Source organism: Sphingobacterium sp. UBA6320, assembly GCF_002440335.1.
Classification (GTDB): domain Bacteria; phylum Bacteroidota; class Bacteroidia; order Sphingobacteriales; family Sphingobacteriaceae; genus Sphingobacterium.
Map to the genome: position 1 here is coordinate 53,930 of NZ_DJTA01000019.1, position 18,882 is coordinate 72,811.

The 18,882-nt window shown below is 37.0% G+C and carries 20 protein-coding genes; 5 read left to right on the forward strand and 15 right to left on the reverse strand.

Features of this window, described 5'->3' with window-relative positions:
* The 15 genes from B3P23_RS11555 to B3P23_RS11625 form a co-directional block, all read right to left on the reverse strand.
* Complete coding sequence (locus B3P23_RS11555) at window positions 1–972, reverse strand: polyprenyl synthetase family protein (protein ID WP_094771731.1); 972 nt, start codon at window positions 970–972, stop codon at window positions 1–3.
* A 58-nt stretch (window positions 973–1,030) separates the two neighbouring features.
* On the reverse strand, window positions 1,031–1,594 hold the full coding sequence (locus B3P23_RS11560; protein WP_045755782.1) for a DUF3109 family protein: 564 nt from the start codon (window positions 1,592–1,594) through the stop codon (window positions 1,031–1,033).
* Between the two features lie 8 nt (window positions 1,595–1,602).
* Window positions 1,603–2,388 (reverse strand): DUF3108 domain-containing protein, encoded by a 786-nt coding sequence (locus B3P23_RS11565; RefSeq protein ID WP_045755781.1) that lies wholly within the window; start codon window positions 2,386–2,388, stop codon window positions 1,603–1,605.
* Window positions 2,389–2,429: 41 nt separating this feature from the next.
* On the reverse strand, window positions 2,430–2,942 hold the full coding sequence (locus B3P23_RS11570; protein ID WP_045755780.1) for a DUF2480 family protein: 513 nt from the start codon (window positions 2,940–2,942) through the stop codon (window positions 2,430–2,432).
* Window positions 2,943–3,003: 61 nt separating this feature from the next.
* Window positions 3,004–5,109, reverse strand: a complete 2,106-nt coding sequence (locus B3P23_RS11575; RefSeq protein ID WP_293926097.1) for a SurA N-terminal domain-containing protein — start codon at window positions 5,107–5,109, stop codon at window positions 3,004–3,006.
* 161 nt (window positions 5,110–5,270) lie between these two features.
* A complete protein-coding gene (gene lptC, locus B3P23_RS11580; RefSeq protein ID WP_045755887.1) occupies window positions 5,271–5,879 on the reverse strand; it encodes an LPS export ABC transporter periplasmic protein LptC in 609 nt (202 codons plus the stop codon).
* A gap of 13 nt (window positions 5,880–5,892) precedes the next feature.
* Window positions 5,893–7,218 (reverse strand): hypothetical protein, encoded by a 1,326-nt coding sequence (locus B3P23_RS11585; protein WP_293926100.1) that lies wholly within the window; start codon window positions 7,216–7,218, stop codon window positions 5,893–5,895.
* 221 nt (window positions 7,219–7,439) lie between these two features.
* Window positions 7,440–8,423 carry a DUF6427 family protein gene (locus B3P23_RS11590; RefSeq protein WP_045755777.1) on the reverse strand — a complete coding sequence of 328 codons (984 nt, stop codon included), beginning with the start codon at window positions 8,421–8,423 and terminating at the stop codon, window positions 7,440–7,442.
* A gap of 124 nt (window positions 8,424–8,547) precedes the next feature.
* Entirely contained in the window at window positions 8,548–8,802 is a 255-nt protein-coding gene (locus tag B3P23_RS11595; protein WP_293926103.1) for a CcmD family protein, read from the reverse strand.
* Window positions 8,789–9,454, reverse strand: coding sequence for a cytochrome c biogenesis protein CcsA (gene ccsA, locus B3P23_RS11600; RefSeq protein ID WP_045755776.1), 666 nt, complete (start codon window positions 9,452–9,454; stop codon window positions 8,789–8,791). The genes B3P23_RS11595 and ccsA overlap by 14 nt, the downstream gene beginning before the upstream one ends.
* 33 nt (window positions 9,455–9,487) lie before the next feature.
* Window positions 9,488–10,147, reverse strand: a complete 660-nt coding sequence (locus B3P23_RS11605) for a heme exporter protein CcmB (RefSeq protein WP_045755775.1) — start codon at window positions 10,145–10,147, stop codon at window positions 9,488–9,490.
* 72 nt (window positions 10,148–10,219) lie between these two features.
* Window positions 10,220–10,627 carry a hypothetical protein gene (locus B3P23_RS11610; RefSeq protein WP_293926107.1) on the reverse strand — a complete coding sequence of 136 codons (408 nt, stop codon included), beginning with the start codon at window positions 10,625–10,627 and terminating at the stop codon, window positions 10,220–10,222.
* 105 nt (window positions 10,628–10,732) lie between these two features.
* On the reverse strand, window positions 10,733–12,565 hold the full coding sequence (locus B3P23_RS11615; protein WP_248754851.1) for an ABC transporter ATP-binding protein: 1,833 nt from the start codon (window positions 12,563–12,565) through the stop codon (window positions 10,733–10,735).
* A gap of 57 nt (window positions 12,566–12,622) precedes the next feature.
* On the reverse strand, window positions 12,623–13,147 hold the full coding sequence (locus tag B3P23_RS11620; RefSeq protein ID WP_293926112.1) for a hypothetical protein: 525 nt from the start codon (window positions 13,145–13,147) through the stop codon (window positions 12,623–12,625).
* A gap of 70 nt (window positions 13,148–13,217) precedes the next feature.
* Window positions 13,218–14,006: an SAM hydrolase/SAM-dependent halogenase family protein gene (locus tag B3P23_RS11625; RefSeq protein WP_045755772.1), complete on the reverse strand. Its 789-nt coding sequence runs from the start codon at window positions 14,004–14,006 to the stop codon at window positions 13,218–13,220.
* 355 nt (window positions 14,007–14,361) lie between these two features.
* Between B3P23_RS11625 and B3P23_RS11630 the strand changes: the two genes are divergently transcribed.
* The 5 genes from B3P23_RS11630 (at window position 14,362) to hisC (ending at window position 18,878) form a co-directional block, all read left to right on the forward strand.
* Window positions 14,362–15,327 (forward strand): PhoH family protein, encoded by a 966-nt coding sequence (locus B3P23_RS11630; RefSeq protein ID WP_045755884.1) that lies wholly within the window; start codon window positions 14,362–14,364, stop codon window positions 15,325–15,327.
* A 46-nt stretch (window positions 15,328–15,373) separates the two neighbouring features.
* Window positions 15,374–16,324 (forward strand): phosphoribosylaminoimidazolesuccinocarboxamide synthase, encoded by a 951-nt coding sequence (locus B3P23_RS11635; RefSeq protein WP_293926115.1) that lies wholly within the window; start codon window positions 15,374–15,376, stop codon window positions 16,322–16,324.
* Window positions 16,325–16,341: 17 nt separating this feature from the next.
* Window positions 16,342–16,722 carry an STAS domain-containing protein gene (locus B3P23_RS11640; protein WP_045755770.1) on the forward strand — a complete coding sequence of 127 codons (381 nt, stop codon included), beginning with the start codon at window positions 16,342–16,344 and terminating at the stop codon, window positions 16,720–16,722.
* Between the two features lies 1 nt (window position 16,723).
* Window positions 16,724–17,635, forward strand: a complete 912-nt coding sequence (locus B3P23_RS11645) for a ribonuclease Z (RefSeq protein ID WP_248754850.1) — start codon at window positions 16,724–16,726, stop codon at window positions 17,633–17,635.
* Between the two features lie 184 nt (window positions 17,636–17,819).
* Complete coding sequence (gene hisC, locus B3P23_RS11650) at window positions 17,820–18,878, forward strand: histidinol-phosphate transaminase (protein ID WP_248754849.1); 1,059 nt, start codon at window positions 17,820–17,822, stop codon at window positions 18,876–18,878.
* Window positions 18,879–18,882: the final 4 nt, after the last annotated feature.

Sequence of the window (18,882 nt, forward strand, 5' to 3'; positions counted from 1 at the left end):
CTATTTTTTTCTTTCAGTTGTAAATTTGACAAGCTCTAGCAATCCTGTTTTATATTCATTATCAGGAAATTCATCTAATATTTTAAAAGCATCTTTTTGGTAAGCTAACATTTTTTCAGTTGCATACTCCAACCCGCCACTTTGTCTAACGAATGCAATGACTTCTGCTACTTTTTTGTTGTCTTCACTATGGTTTTTAACCAAATTGATGATTCTTCTTTTCTCCGACTTATCGGATTGGCTTAATGCATATATCAAAGGCAAGGTCATTTTCTTTTCTTTGATATCATTACCAAGTGGTTTGCCGACATCATCTATTCCAAAATCAAACAAATCATCTTTTATCTGAAAGGCGATGCCGATTTTTTCACCAAAAGCATGCAGTTTTTTCACTGTTAGCTCGTTGGCACCGGATGAAGAGGCGCCACATGCACAGCAAGAGGCAATCAATGAGGCGGTCTTTTTACGGATCACTTCAAAATAAATCGACTCTTCAATGTCTAGTTTGCGCGCTTTTTCAATCTGTAATAACTCGCCTTCACTCATTTGTTCCACAGCTTCAGAAACAATTTTCAGTAAATCATATTCCTGGTGTTTCACTGAAAGCAGCAATCCTTTGGAAAGTAAAAAATCACCAACCAAAACAGAGACTTTATTTTTCCAAAGTGCGTTTACCGAAAAGAAGCCCCTACGCTCATTGGCATTGTCCACGACATCATCGTGTACCAAAGAAGCTGTATGTAGCAATTCGACTAACGAAGCACCACGATAGGTTGAGTCTTTTATACCATTACATAGACCCGCCGAAAAGAAAACAAACATGGGACGCATCTGTTTTCCTTTGGTTTTAACAATATATCCTGTGATACGATCTAACAGAGGAATGGAACTTTTCATTGAAGCTTTAAATTCAGTTTCAAAAGTTGCCAATTCCTTGAGGATGGGACGTTGTATTTCTTTTAATTTCAGCATGAAAGATGGTTAAAAACCACTATTATCTCCTTAAATGTCTATAAATATAAGCAATAGATTATAATGAATCTACGGCATTCTCTAATTTTTGGTACCATTCGTCACCATACTCTCGGATCAAGGGATCTTTAAGGAACTTGTACACAGGGACCTGTAGCTCTTTGCCAAATGTACAAGCATCTTTGCAAATATGCCATCGGTCATAGTGAAGCACATCAAATTCTGGGTAGTTTGTCGTACGGATAGGGTAGAGGTGACATGAAATTGGTTTTTTCCAATTGATATCTCCTAGCTCATAGGCTTTTTCGATCGCACATTTTGTGATTCCGTTTTCCCAGGTTACATACGCACACTCTTTATTGCCATCTACACAGGGCGTCGTTAGATCACCATCCATATCGACTACATGTGTCCCTTGCTCTTCTATTGCTTCTATGCCTTTAGCTGTCATGTAAGGTTTTACTTTTGGATAGATCTCCTCTAGTATAGCCAGCTCATTTTGTTTCAATGGAGCGCCGGAATCCCCTTCTATACAGCAAATGCCTTTGCATTTGGAAAGATTGCATACGAAATCATTGTTAATCAAATCTTCGTGCACTAATACATTTCCTACTTCTATCATGATATTATTTATTTTGAATAACTCGCCCTTTGGCCAAGTTTATGTTTCAAGCCATCGGCTTGTATAAGTTCTAATGTTACAGAACCGATCAAAATGTCTACATTAGCTTTCACCGGAATACGGTTGCCATCATTGGTTACCCAAAGATAGAGCTTACTGTTTTTCTTGAAAATTCTGCCTGGCTTTATCTCCGGACTGAATTTAAGACATTCTAAAGATCCTAAATCTGTTTTTATGGTTTCTACACCAATATAAGTAATCCCTAACGTCGCAATCTCGTCATTTAGGAAATAGGTTAATTTAAACGACTCTCCAGGTTTGACTGATGAAAGATCTAAGTTTCTTGCAAAATAGTACGCTGATAATAAATCAAAAGTTTGTGAAACTGTACTTTTAAAATTGCCCTTATTTCCGCTTACTGATCTGCTTTTTTGATCAAATGTTACCTTATCATTACGCCTGTAGCCACCTTCTCTGATATTTTCGGTATAGTAATAAGGAAGGTAAGATTTACCATCAATATATGAATTGTATTCGTTTTTTACAGTATAGAGAGCAAAAGCCCCAGCAGTTTTTCCCGTCGCATACAATCTGAATGCAGAGGCACCGTTTCCATTTTTAGTATCGGTGACCGTTAATAAACCTGTGGCTGCAGATAAAAATCCGTATTTCAACTTATATTGCAATTTTTCACCGCCTTTAAATGCAGATTCTTTTAAATGAGGGAGTTCTTGAGCAAATATCTGACCGCAGAAACTGAGTATTAAGAGTGTTAACGAGACTAGCTTTTTCATATACGTAAGAATACAAAAATATTTTGAAATTACGAATACCGCTATTTACGTTTAAACACGGGAACGGTAGAACATGGTTCCCCATACATGATACTTTTAGCTACTTTGGCCAAGCTCGTCGAGAATTGTACAAAGGCAGATTCAGGAATTTTGATATCGCCGCAACCTTTCACGACCACCCGCTGGTCTGTATATGCTGCCATATCAATTTCAGCAATAGCTTTGGCATAGAGAATGCGTTCTAGCTCTGCAAGATCTCCAAATACAACAGTTGCTGCAAATGGCTCTAATTTGGTTGCCAATAGCATATAGGCCCAAGTTTGAACGATCGCATCAGAAGAACATGTAATCGCCACATGTTTGCCTGTATAGGCTGACCAGTCATGGTTTTTGATAAAGTCTCTAAAGTCCTTCTCTTTTAAGATCAAGCCATGAAAAAGATTATCCTTGATATCGTACTCCACAAGTTCACCTGTCGGTTTGAATTTAGCCAGATCTACAGTGATGATACCACTTTGAGCAACTTTATTTACAATGTCAGTTTGAATATCCATATCAAATAATAAAAAAGCCGGACGATATACTCGTCCGGCTACAAAGTTAATTAAAAATATTCTAAAAGAATTTCACGCGATTGTCAGTGATTTCTGATTTATCTTGAAGCGCTTTGAAAATAGAAGCCCATGAACGTTGAATTTTTGAAGCTAATATTTGTTTTTTCTGTGCATTTAAGTCAGGAATAGCTGCAGGATTAACAAAACCATTTACTTGAACAGCATACACACCTTGTGCTCCTTCAATTGCTTTAGAAGGTTTATTCGGCTGTAAACCAAATACGGTACCCACTACTTTATTTTCCAAAGATACACCAGGGATTACAGGATTTGCCAAAACGATATTCTCAACTGCTACTGGAGTTTTACCTAATTTTTGACCTACTTGATCAAGCGAAGCGGCACCACTTAATGCAGCATTCATTTTCTCTGTCAATAATTTTGCTTTAACAGCATTCTTAACAGCAGGCTCAATATCTTTTTTCACAGCTGTCAACGGTAAAACACCTTTAGGTTGAACATCCACAAGATGTGCTAAGATATAAGATTGTTCTGTTTCGAAAACGCGATCCGAGATCTCTCCTTTTTTAGCGTCGAAAGCCCATTTGATCAATTCTCTAGGAGCTTCATTGCCATCCAATGTATTATCCATAGCTAATACACGAGAAGCTGTTGCTGCTTTTAAACCTAATTTTTGAGCTTCTTGAGCGAAGTTTTGTGCTGTAGCAACGGTTAAGAAGGCATTCGCTTTGCTATGTGCATTGCTTAATGTCTCTTTACCACTAATGATTGCTTTATCTACGATGGCAGCTTTAACATATTTTGCAGAACCAATTTGATTTTCGATTTTGATGATATGCACACCATATTGTGATTCCACTACTTTGATATCACCCGTTTTTCCATTGAAAACTGCATTATCAAAAACAGGAACCATACGACCACGTGCAAAAGTTCCTAATTCTCCACCATTAATTTTACTACCCTCGTCAGTACTAAATTGAACAGCTAGTGAAGCGAAGCTCTCCCCTTTAGCCAACAAACCTTTGATCGAGTCAGCTTTTGCTAATGCTTTCTGAACACCACCTTCTGCAGTTGCATTTAATAGGATGTGGCTCGCTTTTACTGAATCAGGACCTACGGTTGTTTGAGTTACTTTTGCAATTTCAAATAAACCATTAGACTCATAAGGACCTACTATTGTTCCAGCAGGAACATTGAAAAGCACAGAGTCTAAAGCAGGACTTAATTGACCTTTCTTAACAAAAGTATATGGGTATTTATTGTCGGAGTTGATAGAAGCAAATAAGGAATCGTTAGTAGAAGTCGCTAATTCTGTTTTTAGCTTGTTGATTGTCTCTTTTGCAAAGTTGATGTCTTTAGCTGTTGGACGAGCATCTACAACAACGTATTCTACAGTGCGCGTTTCTTCTTGATTTTTAAATGAGTTTTTATGCTCATCGTAATACGCTTGGTAATCGGCATCTGTGATTTTGATTTCACTATCTTTAACCGATGCATAATCCAATAATACGTATTTGAAATTTGCTAATTTGTTACGTTGTTGGTATTCATCGTTAGCCTCTAATGAAGTAACATACACACTATTATTTAATAAACTTGTGTATTTGTTGTTCAAACGTTCTTCTTTAACAGCAGCTAATAACATTTCCCATTGTTGAGCAGCTTGAGCATTGCCTGAGCTGTTCACTTGTGAGATGAATGTGACAAGCTGGTTACGATTAAATTGACCTGTTTGTGGATCTGTAAAAGCTTGAATGATTTGATTCGAAGGATTTTGACCTGTTACCAAATCATTTAATTCATTTTTACCAACCTCTAAACCGATTTTTTCGATTTCACCTTTTAGGATTTCTTTTTGCAACAATTGATTCCATACCTGTTGTACAGCGTATGATTTCATTTGAGGAGTCAAGTTTCCACCCATTTGTTGTTTAAACATTTCTGCTGTTTGATCAACTTGTTGGTTGAATTCTTGTACATCGATTTTCTCTCCGTTTATTTCTCCTACGCGATTTTGGTTTTTAGCCCAAAACGGAGTTCCAGATTTGACAACATCTCCTAATAAAAATGCTAGAATTGCCACAGCCATAGCTCCTGTTAATATGAAACCAGCTCGGTTGCGCAAAAAGCTCATTAATCCCATAGTCTGTTTATTGTGTTTATTATTGTTTAAATACTTGTTAATACCATTATTTAGGAAATAGTATGCCTAAATGCGGTGCAAGATACAATTTTTATAAAAAAAAGAGTAATAATTTCTGATTAAGCGAAACTTATTTCATTCAAATTTGTTTTGAACGGTTTCTACTGACCAAATGAGGGAAACATACTATTGTCTTTTACGATCATCACTCCGGTCGAATTTTGAATATTTATTTTCTTAAAATCCTTATCTGAAGTGAATGAAGAGCCTTGTAGATTTCCTCTATTGTCTTTGAAATAGGCTGTTATAGGCATATGATTATAAAAGGATTCATGAGCTTCGTCGTATACGATTTCATCCGTTTTGATAATTGATCCATCAGCCATGGTTACCACAACATTCTTTTTAAAAGTTGTGGTCTTTGCAGCTTCGTGCTGAATGGCATAATCCGAGGTGATCCGTTGCGTCTCGCGTACATCCTTATCGTAGAATATGATTTTTATTCCCTGCGGGAACTCATAGACCTGTGTACTATCGTGTTTGATCCGCATTTCGGGGGCACTCATTTCTGCTTTTACGACAGAAGAATCGCTGTAGATCACATTGACATGACGAGAAATATCCACGGCCTCTTCTTTTTTAAGATTGGCAATGCGGTCCACTTCCTTAAGATCGGGTTCACATGCCGTAAAGAATATTGCCCCTACTGCAAGAAGGAGCAGTAGAGGCAATGTATCATGCTTTTTTGAGGCAATTGTATGCGTTGCCATAACGATATCTTGATTAATCAATTGAATTCTTTCTAAACCAACGGTCATTCAAGGTAAAACCAACATTTAAGTTTACGTATCTTTCTCTGATCAAGCTGTTGTTGATAGTACCCATCTGTCCCAATTCTGCCGAGATATTAATTTTAGAAAAAGCCCCTGAATATGGGTTTCTTGCTAAAGGAAGGCCGACACCAAAGGTGATCGCCATATCATTGATATCCTGTTTATTGATATAATATTGTGTTTTATTATAACGGAAACCGATACGGTAATCCATCAAGTTGGTATATTTAAATGAAGTTGGATCGGGTGTGATCTGTCCACCAATAGCAAAACCATAGTTTGTTTTTAGGTTTGCTTCATCTTTTCTGACTTGAAACTTAGACCAATCCGCATATTTAAATTCAGCACCAACTAACCAACGGTTCGTTTTTGCAAATGTAATCCCGACGTTGTGTTTCAAAGGAAGGTTTAGATCCCTTCTGACACGATCTGTCTTATAAATAGTATCTAGTGCAATATTGGAGTCTTCGCTATTTGCCGAAGGAGCTATACGAGTGGTATAAGATGTCGTACGGTCATGGATAGCATTGTTAAGTGATCCGGAGTAACCGATCGTTAATGAGTACTCTTTTTTAATGGTTGCATAATACTGTGCACCATAGTCAAAACTCATACCTTGAATCTCACGTTTATCTTGCTGCTGTACATTTAGCGCACCATAATTGTACGGGAATTCTGTTCGCCTAAAATCATTTAATGTTCCGAATAAATAAGAAATATTGGCACCCACGCTCAAGTTTTTCGTCACATTAACACCATATCCGAAATATGCTTTTGTAAGACCACCTTCTCCTGTGAATACTTTTCTATAATTGATGGAGTCTAATTTTTGTACGCTGTTCGAGTTGTATCCCAGATCAGAATAAGGTAAAAGACCCATACTAATACCACCCGCTTTTTTCATTGGAAAAGTCATGGTGATATGACTGAAAGCAAAATCTGCGGTATTGTCAGTCTTGTTACTACTGCTCAATTGCGTAAAGTTGCCATATAATCCGGCATCGAAAGTACTGAACTGAGCTGCAGAATAAGAAGCTGGATTGCTTGGATTGGTATTGTAAACTGATCCAAAATAACGAATAGCAGTTGATAAACCACCCATAGCACGTTGCTGTGGAAGTAGATCTTCACGCATTTGGCCAAAGCCAAACTGTGAATAGGGAGATGCAGACGTCGACTTCTGCGCAAATGCTGCTGACGAGCTGTATAATAAGCCTAAAGTCAATAACACTTGAGGTACTTTATTTGTAATGGAGCTTAAAAAGCGTTTCTGCATGATTATAGATTAAAGTTGCGAAACTTATATTTTATTTAAATGATATTAATTTTTTGTGTTCAAAGATTCTAAATATATGCGAAAAGACCGTAATAATGGGTCAAAAATCGAATCCAATTTATAATTTATGATGATCTTCTCAGCATACAAAACTATTTAATTTTTGCGACCTTGTAGAGTTGATTTTGTTAAAAAAGGTTAAACTACTGATTCCTAAAATTTTAGAAAAACTGAAAATACAAGATTGTTAAAATAATGATCGCATATACACTCTCAAAAACCCACTTCTTCTTCGCATGTGTGAAATAGTAAGCCATATAAATCGCTAAAGGTGGAGCACATAATAGAAAATGCGTTTCTGTTATTTGCTTGTTCCAATAGAATGAACCTAAGGCTAGTATTAACATAAAAAATAAGAGCTGAAATGATTTACGAATATGGACAACACTCTTGAAAAAATTATCTTTTAGAATGAATAGAAAAAGAATCAGGTTAAATAGAATGGGAATCAACACAAAATAATCATGGATTTCCATTTGAACGGTTGTCGGAAATGTCTTGGTCAAGGGGAGCCAGATGCTATAAAAGTCCTGTATTCTTCCTAGCCAAAGATAAATCACCGCAAGAATAAAATAAATGGTAGCAAAACCTAATAAAGGTGAGACCCACTCTCGCCAATTGAACGGTCTGAATATGATCAGACTGATCCACAGCAAGAGAAACATAATAATGAATGGGAAATAAATTAAGCTTCCGATTGCTACGATCATACCCAGATCAAACATGAGCGCCTTGATATCTTGTTGGCGGTATAAGCTCAATAATTTGCTTAGCATCCACACGGAAATGAAATTACAGATTAGCGTAGGGGATATGACCAGGAAAGGTAAAAATAAACTGGCCAGAGTCAAGTACATAAGAGCCACCAAAAAACTAGGTTTACCCAACAAGTTGAAATGGCCGATGATACGATTGAGTATGGTCGCCTGAATAATTGTCAAACCTAATGTGACCAGCACATTCATTTGAGGAGATAGGGTATTGATCCCATCTTTCCCTAATAAATTGCCCAAAGCGGGTTCAAATAGAATAGGAGTAAGTTTTTCCGGTAGGTGAATGAATACGCCAAAGCATAAGAAAAACCCGATAAGGATAAGAAGAACAATATTAATGGGTGTGTATTTCCTAAATTGACTGATAATCATGTATACCCTTTTTCATTTATTACCTACAATATTACTATTTTAATTTCGAATTGGTATTGTAATAACCGACAATGCCATCATATTTTTCCTATGATAGCATTGCTTAAAAGATCTTAAATGGCAATTATTTCTGATCTTGTTTTTTCTCCAATTTTGTTATTTTTCTATCCAAGATAAACAAATAACTAGCCACTCCTAAAAATAGAACGAGCATAACCAAAACAACCACATATATTTTACCTGAACTTCTTAGCCCAGTAGCCATATCAATATCGCTTTGCGCAAATATATTCAATGTTGACATTAAAACTAAAGCGATTGACAGTGATAACTTTTTCATATCCAGTGTAATAAATTTTAAAAAACTAATTAATTTCATTTTGTTTGCTCTCGATTAGGCGCATGCGGTAACGTAAGGAAAGCATCCATGCGCCGATCAAAATCCAACCAATAACAGCTGTGTAAAATATCGGGCGCAACTGGTTGTTCATATCCAAAGTCCCAAAAGTTGAATTACCACCACTTCCCGGATGTAAAGAATCTGTTAATTTGGGTAAGATATAGAGCAAAACGATCATAATCGGGAAAGAGAAAATATTATAAACAGCAGATATTTTTGCTCTTTTTTGTTCCTCTTCAAGGGCATTTCTTAATACCAAATAGGCCAAATACATCAAGGTGGCAATAGCAGATCCGTTGAGTTTCGGATCATTGGGCCATGGATCTCCCCATGTTATATTAGCCCAGAGCATACCGGTAGCCAAACCCATAAAACAAAAGGTAATACCCGTATTGACGGCTTCTACAGCCATGAAATCATACTCTTGCTTACCCGTATTCAGGTATTTGATGCTGTAGATGACGGAGATGAAATATAGGACAAGCATAGCAGTCCACATCGGGACGTGGAAAAATACATTTCGGATGCTTTCATGAAGAATAGGTAAGACAGGTACAGGAGCAAGTAGACCTGCGATTATGACTAATGAAATTAAGACTACTGCCAAAATTTTCCACCAACTTTTTCTCATTATAATGAATATTTAAAAACTGTAATTGAGCAATTAATCCCGCCAAAGGTAAGGAAATAACAATAAAGAAACAGTTATTGTGATGATATTAATTGCAATTAAAACGACGATTTCATTTATACTTTGTGCCCGATCTAGTCCTTGCATGGCATTTTGCGACAGCTTAATCAATACAATTAATAAAGGGATGATCACGGGAAAACTTAAGATGGCCATCAGGGTACTATTGTTGCCCGCTTTTGACGTTATGCCAGATACCATCGTGAATACCGAAGCAAAACTAATGCTGCCGAGGATAACCGTAAAAAAATACAAGGAAGGATCTCCTAAAGGATTTCGGAAAATAATGGAATACGTTACAAATGCTATTATAGCTAAAAACGCCATTAAGCACATGTTGTAGAAAATCTTAGAAAGAATGATTGCTCTGGGGTTTACGATGGAATAATAATAGAGCTGGCGTTGTTGGCTTTCTTGGATAAAGCTTTTATTTATTGCATTGACAGATGCAAATAACATGATGATCCAAAAGAGTGCATTCCATATGGTAGCATCTACAGATTTGAATGCTTGGTAGCAAACAAATACTGTAGATATTACATATAGTAAAATGCTATTGATGGCGTATTTAGACCGCCATTCTAGAATAGCATCTTTATAGACTAAAGTTTTTACCTGTTGTAGTAAATTCATACAGCACAAAGATACAAATGAATTGTAATATGCTGAGTGAATAGTGCAACGGGGAAGTAAATTTAAAAAGTATTATGCTTTATCAACTTTGCTTTTTGCTGCATCAACAGCAGCATCAACGTGATCAGCTAATTTATGCGCCGCTCCATTGGTATTGTTCAACGCTTCTTTGCCTGCTTCTTTAGCTTTATATTTTAAAGCATCAAATTCATCAGAAGCTTTATCTTTTAATGATCCCAAACCTTCTGTAGCTTTGTTTTTTAAAGCATGTAATTCTTCAGAAGCCTGATTTGCTAATTTACGTGCTCTCTTTGCTTCTCTCTTTGATACGTCTTTTAAAGAACGAGTTAGATCTTTAATACCGTCATTAGCACGACTTAATTGTTTTTTACCGTCATCAGTACCTAATAAATACCATGCTGCAGCACCTGCTGCTAAACCTACTAACGCAAATGCTACTAATCCATTTTTATTTTTCATATCGCTCATATTTTATATTCTCTAATGTAGTTCATTCAACTATGATACCAAATAAACAGCTGAGTAAGAGAAAAGTTTTGAGAGTGATACTTAATTAACAAATTTTTACATTTGAACCTTTTGTTTTGACTGCAAGGAGTATAGATGATGGTAGAGCCCACTGCCTTTGCTCATCAGTTCGATATGATTACCCGATTCAGAGACGGTACCATTCTCGATCACCATAATTTGATCAGAGTCTACAATTGTAGACAGTCGATGTGCGATTATAATTGAAGTTCTGCCTTTCATCAGTTCTTCCAATGCCATCTGAACTTGTCTCTCAGATTCAGAATCCAGTGATGAAGTTGCTTCATCTAAGATTAATATGGCTGGATCTTTTAATAAAGCACGGGCAATAGCGATACGTTGGCGTTGACCACCAGATAATTTGACGCCTCTTTCACCAACGAGTGTATCATAACCCTCGGGAAAGTTCATGATGAACTCGTGGGCATTAGCTCGTTTTGAAGCAGTAATAATATGATCTGCTTCGGCATCCAATCGGCCATAAGCAATATTTTCACGAATGGTGCCTCCAAAAAGAAGAACGTCTTGAGGTACAATAGCGACTTGATTGCGGATGTCGGTCAGTAAATATTCTTCACTACTCATGCCATCATAAAGTATTTCGCCGCCATCGGGCTTATAAAACTGCAACACCAAAGAAGCTATGGTCGACTTTCCGATACCACTTGGACCGACGATAGCAATCTTTTGTCCCGCTTTAGCATGAAAAGTGATATTTTTTAAAATTTTAATATCTGGTCTACTTGGATAAGAAAAGGATACATTATTGAATGTCAGGTCACCATGAAAGTGTTTTCTGATTTCCTTAGAAGTTTCATCAATCGTGATGGGCTCTTGTTCCTCACTTAAGATTTCCAAAACGCGTTCACTGGAGCCCAAAGCTTTTTGAATATTGGCGTATAGCTCTGGAAAACTTCCCATCGAACCGGCAACAAACATCGAATATAAGATATAAGTGGTCAGATCTCCAACAGACATTTCTCCCAGAAACACGAGCGTCGAACCATACCAAATGACGGCAATGACAGCTCCAAATATGCAGAAGATAATAAAAGAAGCAAATGCGCCACGGTAAGTCGCCCCTCGCACTGCTAATTTGACAACTGCGTCGAGCTTATTTGAATAACGCTTGGTCTCATAATATTCATTTACAAAAGCTTTAACATTGCTAATACCCTGTAAGGTCTCTTGAACGATGGTATTTGATTCTGCTAATTTATCTTGAGCTTGACGGGAGAGATTACGGATAAATTTACCAAAAACGATGGCTGTAACAACGAGTATCGGCAGTATACAAAGATTCATTAAAGCCAATTTTGGCGACACAAAAACCAATAAAGCTACGCCAAATGATAAACTGATGCATTGTCTCAAGATTTCAGCTAATGTAGTGGTCATGGTATCCTGTATCTGTGCTAAATCTGCAGACAGTCTACTGTTTAGTTCTCCAACGCGCCTATTTGCAAAAAACTCCATCGGAAGAGACATTAATTTTTGGTAAGAATCTCTACGTATACAAGCAAGAGATTTTTCTGCTATTTCAACAAAAATGCGAATTCTAAAAAAGGATACGATTGAAGTAAAGGTGAGGATAGCGAAAGCGATAGAGCCGATTTCGAATACGTTTGCAGGGAGCCATTTATAGGTTTGTCTTCCTTCCGCGGCGTCGATCATAGCACCCAAAAGTGCTGGGAACGTCAGCATAGCTAAACTAGAAAGAGCTAAAAAAAGCATACCTAACAAAAACTTCGTTCTAAAAGGTTTTAGATATGAAAGAATTTGTGCCGCTTTTTTAAATAATTCCTTATTAAGTTTCGGTTTTGGTAGTTCTTCTTCTTGTTTATTTCCGCTGTTAAATCCTCTTGCCATAGACCATCAATTTAATATTGAGACCTGCAAAAATAAGCACTCTAGGTCAATCACTTATCATCCTTTAGTAATTTTTTGGTTTTGATACAGCAAATAACCCAGTACAGCTATGATACCTAGGGCGATATATAGAAAAATATTTGTGCTTTTATCGCTGGAATCTGTGTTGTCACGTTCTTTTTTGAGCTTTTCGTTCTCTTTTTGCAGTTTATTGATGGTCGCCATATAGGCTGAAACCTGCTTATCATATTCCGAAGCTAAGTTTTGAAATTTTTGTTTTTCATCATCTTTGATGCTGATAAGTCTGCGTGTTTCAAGAAAGATATTATTGTCGGTGATGACGATATTTTTTAAAATATCGATGGTCTTCTGCATATCATCTTTTGATTTAAACAGTCCAAATATTCCTGTTTTCTTCTCCAAACTCATATCATATTCTCCAAATTTTACCTTTCGGTCTTCAATGAGCTTATTGACACGCATTCGTTGTGCTTCAAAGGAAGTGGAGTCTGCGTTTTGAGCAGAGGCAGATAAGCTTATTAAAAAGAGAAAAAGAACAGAAAGTCGCTTTAATGACTGCATATTAAGATATTTTTAAAACCTTCGTGTAAGACAGATGAATCGTGAAAAAGTTTAATAATCCATGGAGCAACTAATTGTGAAATTCGATCCGGATGATATGTGACTCATCGTCAAACAAGCCCAATAGTTGACTTGCATTGGCTTTATTCATGGCGATTTCCAAAAAATTGCTAATTCCAAACAAGCATAGCTTTTCTCCTTCGGTTACTTCATTATAATTCCAAGAAAGATTGGTGATGGTTTCACTTCTTTTAAAATATAAGGTGAAACTTCTTCCTTTTTGAACCCGATTGAAAAGTTCTTTAGAGATATTTGTGATTGCGTTTCCAAATGCATCTACATAAACGACATTGCCACGAATCGTGTCGTTGTCGAATATCGGTTGTAAGGTCACTTTTTCTACTGTTTGGTCAATGCTATTGCCAATGTCAGTCAATTTACCTCCTTTTGCGATATGGCAGGCCGATTTGGTCAATATATCCGCCAGCGGGAAATGCAGGTATCGAAGATCCTGAATCAGGTTTATTTCGACAAGCTCCTGAGGTTGTTCTCCATTTAAAAGCAAGCTGAATATCCCATTATCAGCTCCGACAAAGAAATGATCGTTATAGCGCATTGCTACGTAGCGCGAGCCTTCGTGAAATAATGTGTTTATCCCAATAATGTGAACCGTTTTTTTTGGGAAATAATGATAGGCGTTAGCCAATACAAATGCCGCTCTCGGAATATTGAAGGCAGGTATTTCATGCGTAATATCAACAATTCGGACATCGGGGAGTTCCGATATCAAACTGCCTTTTAATGCTGCCTGATAGAAATCTTTATGTCCTAAATCTGTTGTTAATGTAATAACTCCCATTCTTGTTTATTTCCCTTTATGATATACCCTGTATTTCTTTTTGTTATGGATTTAATCTATCAACCAAAACCTCAAAATTAATGTAAAATTAACTCAAAAAAAAGAAAAGGTACACAAAAGTACGTAATGTCTTCTGATAAAAATAAATACAATCATCATATTCCATACGCTCCGATTAAGAACTGACTTTTTAATCTTGATAGCCACCAATATAAAAATAAATAATGAACTCTTTTTTTTATTTTTATTGTATATTCTGCTGTCAGAATTCATATTAATACTGTATTTTTGAATATTGGTTGATGGTTGTTAGTATGTTACCATTACGGAAATAATTCACCTTAAATTGAATGATTTGAACGAATTGCAAATTACATTGGATGATGTCAATCTAGCGATACTTTGGGGTGCTCAAAATGAGCACTTTGACTATATAAAAAAGCAATATCCCAAATTGAGAATTGTCGCTAGAGGCAATGAAATGAAAGTGCTGGGTGATGAAAAACAACTCGAATCTTTTAAAAATTCCTTTGACGATGTTATCAGCCATTTGGAAAAGTACAACAAACTTTCTTTGATGGATTTGGAAAATCTGATGCAGGCAGCCTCTGGGTCTGCAGAACAAGAGGAAAAGTTGTTAGCAGAAAAAGCGGCCTCGATCGGTGCGGAACCTATCGTATATGGTCCAAATGGGATTATCGTCCGTGCCCGTACACCAAATCAAAGAAAGATGGTGGATAGCATTTCTAAAAGTGATATCCTATTTGCAATTGGTCCTGCAGGTACAGGCAAGACTTATACAGCTGTTGCCTTAGCTGTCCGTGCGTTGCGCAACAAAGAAATCAAACGTATCATCCTAACACGACCGGCAGTAGAAGCTGGTGAAAATTTAGGATTTCTACCTGGAGATTTGAAGGAAAAAGTGGATCCCTATCTTCGTCCATTGTATGACGCACTCGACGATATGATTCCTCCTGAAAAATTGAAAGGATATTTGGAAAATAGAACAATTGAAGTTGCCCCATTGGCATTTATGCGTGGGCGTACTTTGGACAACTGTTTTGTGATCCTGGATGAGGCTCAAAATGCGACAGATATGCAATTGAAAATGTTTTTGACCCGAATGGGGCCAACTGCAAAATTTATTGTCACTGGCGATGTAACGCAAATTGATTTACCGAGAAAAAACCAATCTGGACTAGCAACAGCTGTCAGGTTGCTGGATAATATTGAAGGAATCGATATTGTTCATTTAAGTGGAGCAGATGTCGTACGTCATAAATTGGTAAAACGTATTTTAGAAGCATACGGAGATATTTAATAGTCAATAATAAAATGGAGATAGTGAAAGACTATCCACTCATAATATGAACGCAATACAAGAAACAAATTTTAATTTCGAAAATCAAACCGCTTTTTATAGAGGTAAAGTACGTGATGTGTACACCATTGCACATGAATATTTGGCGATGGTTGCTTCCGACCGTATATCGGCATTTGATGTCGTGTTGCCAAGGCCTATTCCTTACAAGGGTCAGGTATTGAACCAGATCGCAGCTAAATTTTTGAAAGCAACTGAAGATATTATTCCAAACTGGGTAGTTTCTGTTCCAGATCCAAGTGTGACTATTGGTCGCATGTGTGAGCCGTTTAAAGTAGAGATGGTGATTCGCGGCTATTTATCGGGTCATGCGTGGCGTGAGTACAGTGCGGGTAAGCGTTCCGTATGTGGTGAATCATTGCTAGAAGGGCTGAAAGAAAATGATAAATTACCTGAACCTATTATCACTCCGACTACCAAAGCTGCTGTAGGTCACGATGAGGATATTTCAAGAGACGCTATTTTAGCTCAAGGAATCGTTAGCGAAGCGGACTATATCCAGTTGGAAAAATATACAAAAGCGTTATTTCAACGTGGTACAGAAATCGCAGCGGAAAGAGGATTGATCTTGGTCGATACGAAATATGAATTTGGAAAAAAAGATGGCGAAATCATCTTGATTGACGAAATTCATACACCAGACTCTTCACGTTATTTTTATGCAGAAGGTTATGCCGAACGTCAAGAAAGTGGTGAACCGCAAAAACAGTTGTCCAAAGAATTTGTTCGTAAATGGTTAATTGAAAATGGATTTCAAGGTAAAGATGGACAACAAGTGCCGGAGATGACAGATGAAATAATAAAATCAATTTCTGAACGATATATCGAACTTTATGAGCATATTGTAGGCGAAAAGTTTGTCTATCCAAATGAGGAAGACGTTTTAAACCGTGTTGAACGTCATGTTGCACAGGCTTTAAAACAATTAAAGTATTAATTGAAAGAATCTAAATTATGAAATATACGATTGATAAGCATGACCGTTATATTGTGATAGAACCGCTTTGTGATAACCTTGATGCAGAAAAAGCCGTAAAACTGAAAGGTGAATTTCTGCTGAGAAATACGGTTGGTCAGCGTAATATTATTTTAGATCTATCCAATGTGCGAAAAATAGATGAAAGCAGTATTCGTCTAGCGCTATTGGCGAATCGCCTTTGTGATTCAAGTGGTGGACTTTTTATTCTTGCAAATTTAGACTCTGAAGTTCTCGATGTATTGGAAATGACACATTTGCAAACCCGATTTATCATTGTTAATTCGGTTAAGGATGCCGAAGATCGTGTTTTTGCACATGAGTTAGAACTGGATTATAGAGGCGAGAAAGAAAAGTAATATGCGATTTGAAGTTTTGATTTTAGGTAATAGCTCCGCTACGCCTATGTACGATAGGCATCCAACAAGTCAAGTCATAAACTTCAATGAACAATTGTTTTTAGTTGATTGTGGAGAAGGTACTCAGATGCAATTGACGCGCTATGGAATTAAAAGCAATAAGATTAATCATATTTTTATCAGTCACTTGCATGGGGATCACTATCTCGGTTTAGTCGGGCTATTGTCCTCCATGCACCTGATAGGACGCAAGAGTGATCTTCATTTATATGGGCCAAAGGGTCTAGATGAGATTCTTGCAGTCCAATTCAAATACTCGGAGACTATACTTCGCTACGATCTGATCTTTCATGAAACTTCGGCTGAAGAACCGCAGGTAATTTTTGAAAATCGATCCATTAAAGTAAGCACTTTTCCGTTGACACACCGTATTGCATGTACGGGATTTCGTTTTGATGAAGGACCGCGTTCGCGGCACCTTCTCGTAGAGGAGATCGAAAAAGCAAAAATACCGGTAGCCTATTATCAATTGTTAAAGAATGGAGTAGACTATGTCCGTGAAGATGGACAGGTATTCAAAGCTGATGCTTTTACTTTACCAGCACCATTATCCAGAAGTTATGTATATTGTTCTGACACCGTTCGTACAGCGAACTACCTGCCTTATATTCAGGATGCGACATTGATTTATCACGAATCTACCTTTCTCCATGAAATGGTTGATCGCGCAAAGGAAACATTTCACACCACGGCTTTAGAGGCAGGAGAAATTGCAAAAGAAGTACATGCCAGCAAATTGTTACTCGGGCATTATTCTGCACGATATAAAGATTTACAACCCTTATTAGTAGAAGCGCAATCCATATTCCCGGATACCATGTTATCTCAAGAAGGAAAATGGTTTAGCGTATAATGATATCGGTCGATTTTCTTTTTATTAAAAAAACTCAAAAACCTAGGGAAAACTGGTCGTCACAGCACCTATTAGAAGATACATTAAAGAGCTATGCTACCGAATAATTTTGCTTACATCCGCAAATATGATTGTGTATCTAAGCAAATTTATCTAAGTTTACGATTTAAAATTTAATAAATTAATGGACACTCCATTCAACTTAACGAAACTATTACGGGAAAATATTAAAAATCTCGTACCTTATTCTTCTGCTAGAGATGAATTCAAGGGGGAAGCATCAATATTAATTGATGCCAATGAAAACGCTTTTGGTTCTCCTTTAGCGCATAACTACAACCGTTATCCAGATCCTCTTCAACATCAAGTAAAGCATAAGTTGTCACAGATCAAAGGTGTTCCTGCAGCGAATATGTTTTTAGGTAATGGAAGTGATGAAGCCATCGATATCCTGTTTCGTGCATTCTGTAATCCGGGGATCGATAATGTGATTTTAGTGCCACCTACATATGGTATGTATGAGGTCTCAGCTAACATCAACGATGTTGCTTTTCGCAAGGTCAATTTGACACCTGATTATCAATTAGATCTTCCAGCGATAGCAGATGCAATTGATGAACATACCAAATTGATTTTTATTTGTTCACCAAATAATCCTACAGGAAATAGTATCAACCGTCATGATATCGAAACGGTCTTGAATAATTTTGATGGTTTGGTTGTAGTGGATGAGGCATATATCAATTTCTCTCCAATAAAATCATTCACTCAAGAACTTGCTGAATATCAAAATTTGGTCGTTTTGCAAACTCTTTCGAAAGCTTGGGGACTAGCTGCTTTACGTTTGGGAATGGCTTTTGCCAGTTCCGAAATTATAGCGGTATTCAATAAAATAAAGCCACCTTATAACATTAATCAAGCGACACAAGACATCGTACTAGAAGCGTTGGAACATGTCGATCAAGTCAATGGCTGGATCAAGCAAACCGTTGAAGAGCGCGAGAAATTGGTGCAAGCTTTGCAGCAACTTGAAATGGTGCAGCATATCACCCCTTCAGATGCAAATTTTATTTTAGTAAAAATGAACGATCCAAGAGGTGTTTACACGCATTTGGTGGAGCACGGTATTATTGTTCGTGACCGTTCGAAGGTAGAACTGTGTGCAGGGTGTCTGCGCATTACCATTGGCACACCAGAAGAAAACCAAATATTATTAGAAAAATTAACCACATTCAATATTTAAAATA

Bases quoted from the DNA above. Each gene is read 5' to 3' on its own strand.
- B3P23_RS11585 (WP_293926100.1), bottom strand. From the start codon at position 7,218: ATGCAGAAACGCTTTTTAAGCTCCATTACAAATAAAGTACCTCAAGTG.
- B3P23_RS11570 (WP_045755780.1), bottom strand. From the start codon at position 2,942: ATGGATATTCAAACTGACATTGTAAATAAAGTTGCTCAAAGTGGTATC.
- B3P23_RS11625 (WP_045755772.1), bottom strand. From the start codon at position 14,006: ATGGGAGTTATTACATTAACAACAGATTTAGGACATAAAGATTTCTAT.
- B3P23_RS11610 (WP_293926107.1), bottom strand. From the start codon at position 10,627: ATGAAAAATAAAAATGGATTAGTAGCATTTGCGTTAGTAGGTTTAGCA.
- lptC (WP_045755887.1), bottom strand. From the start codon at position 5,879: ATGGCAACGCATACAATTGCCTCAAAAAAGCATGATACATTGCCTCTA.
- B3P23_RS11635 (WP_293926115.1), top strand. From the start codon at position 15,374: ATGAACGCAATACAAGAAACAAATTTTAATTTCGAAAATCAAACCGCT.
- B3P23_RS11595 (WP_293926103.1), bottom strand. From the start codon at position 8,802: ATGAAATTAATTAGTTTTTTAAAATTTATTACACTGGATATGAAAAAG.
- ccsA (WP_045755776.1), bottom strand. From the start codon at position 9,454: ATGAGAAAAAGTTGGTGGAAAATTTTGGCAGTAGTCTTAATTTCATTA.
- B3P23_RS11605 (WP_045755775.1), bottom strand. From the start codon at position 10,147: ATGAATTTACTACAACAGGTAAAAACTTTAGTCTATAAAGATGCTATT.
- B3P23_RS11645 (WP_248754850.1), top strand. From the start codon at position 16,724: ATGCGATTTGAAGTTTTGATTTTAGGTAATAGCTCCGCTACGCCTATG.
- B3P23_RS11565 (WP_045755781.1), bottom strand. From the start codon at position 2,388: ATGAAAAAGCTAGTCTCGTTAACACTCTTAATACTCAGTTTCTGCGGT.
- hisC (WP_248754849.1), top strand. From the start codon at position 17,820: ATGGACACTCCATTCAACTTAACGAAACTATTACGGGAAAATATTAAA.
- B3P23_RS11620 (WP_293926112.1), bottom strand. From the start codon at position 13,147: ATGCAGTCATTAAAGCGACTTTCTGTTCTTTTTCTCTTTTTAATAAGC.
- B3P23_RS11615 (WP_248754851.1), bottom strand. From the start codon at position 12,565: ATGGCAAGAGGATTTAACAGCGGAAATAAACAAGAAGAAGAACTACCA.
- B3P23_RS11640 (WP_045755770.1), top strand. From the start codon at position 16,342: ATGAAATATACGATTGATAAGCATGACCGTTATATTGTGATAGAACCG.
- B3P23_RS11555 (WP_094771731.1), bottom strand. From the start codon at position 972: ATGCTGAAATTAAAAGAAATACAACGTCCCATCCTCAAGGAATTGGCA.
- B3P23_RS11590 (WP_045755777.1), bottom strand. From the start codon at position 8,423: ATGATTATCAGTCAATTTAGGAAATACACACCCATTAATATTGTTCTT.
- B3P23_RS11560 (WP_045755782.1), bottom strand. From the start codon at position 1,594: ATGATAGAAGTAGGAAATGTATTAGTGCACGAAGATTTGATTAACAAT.
- B3P23_RS11575 (WP_293926097.1), bottom strand. From the start codon at position 5,109: ATGGGATTAATGAGCTTTTTGCGCAACCGAGCTGGTTTCATATTAACA.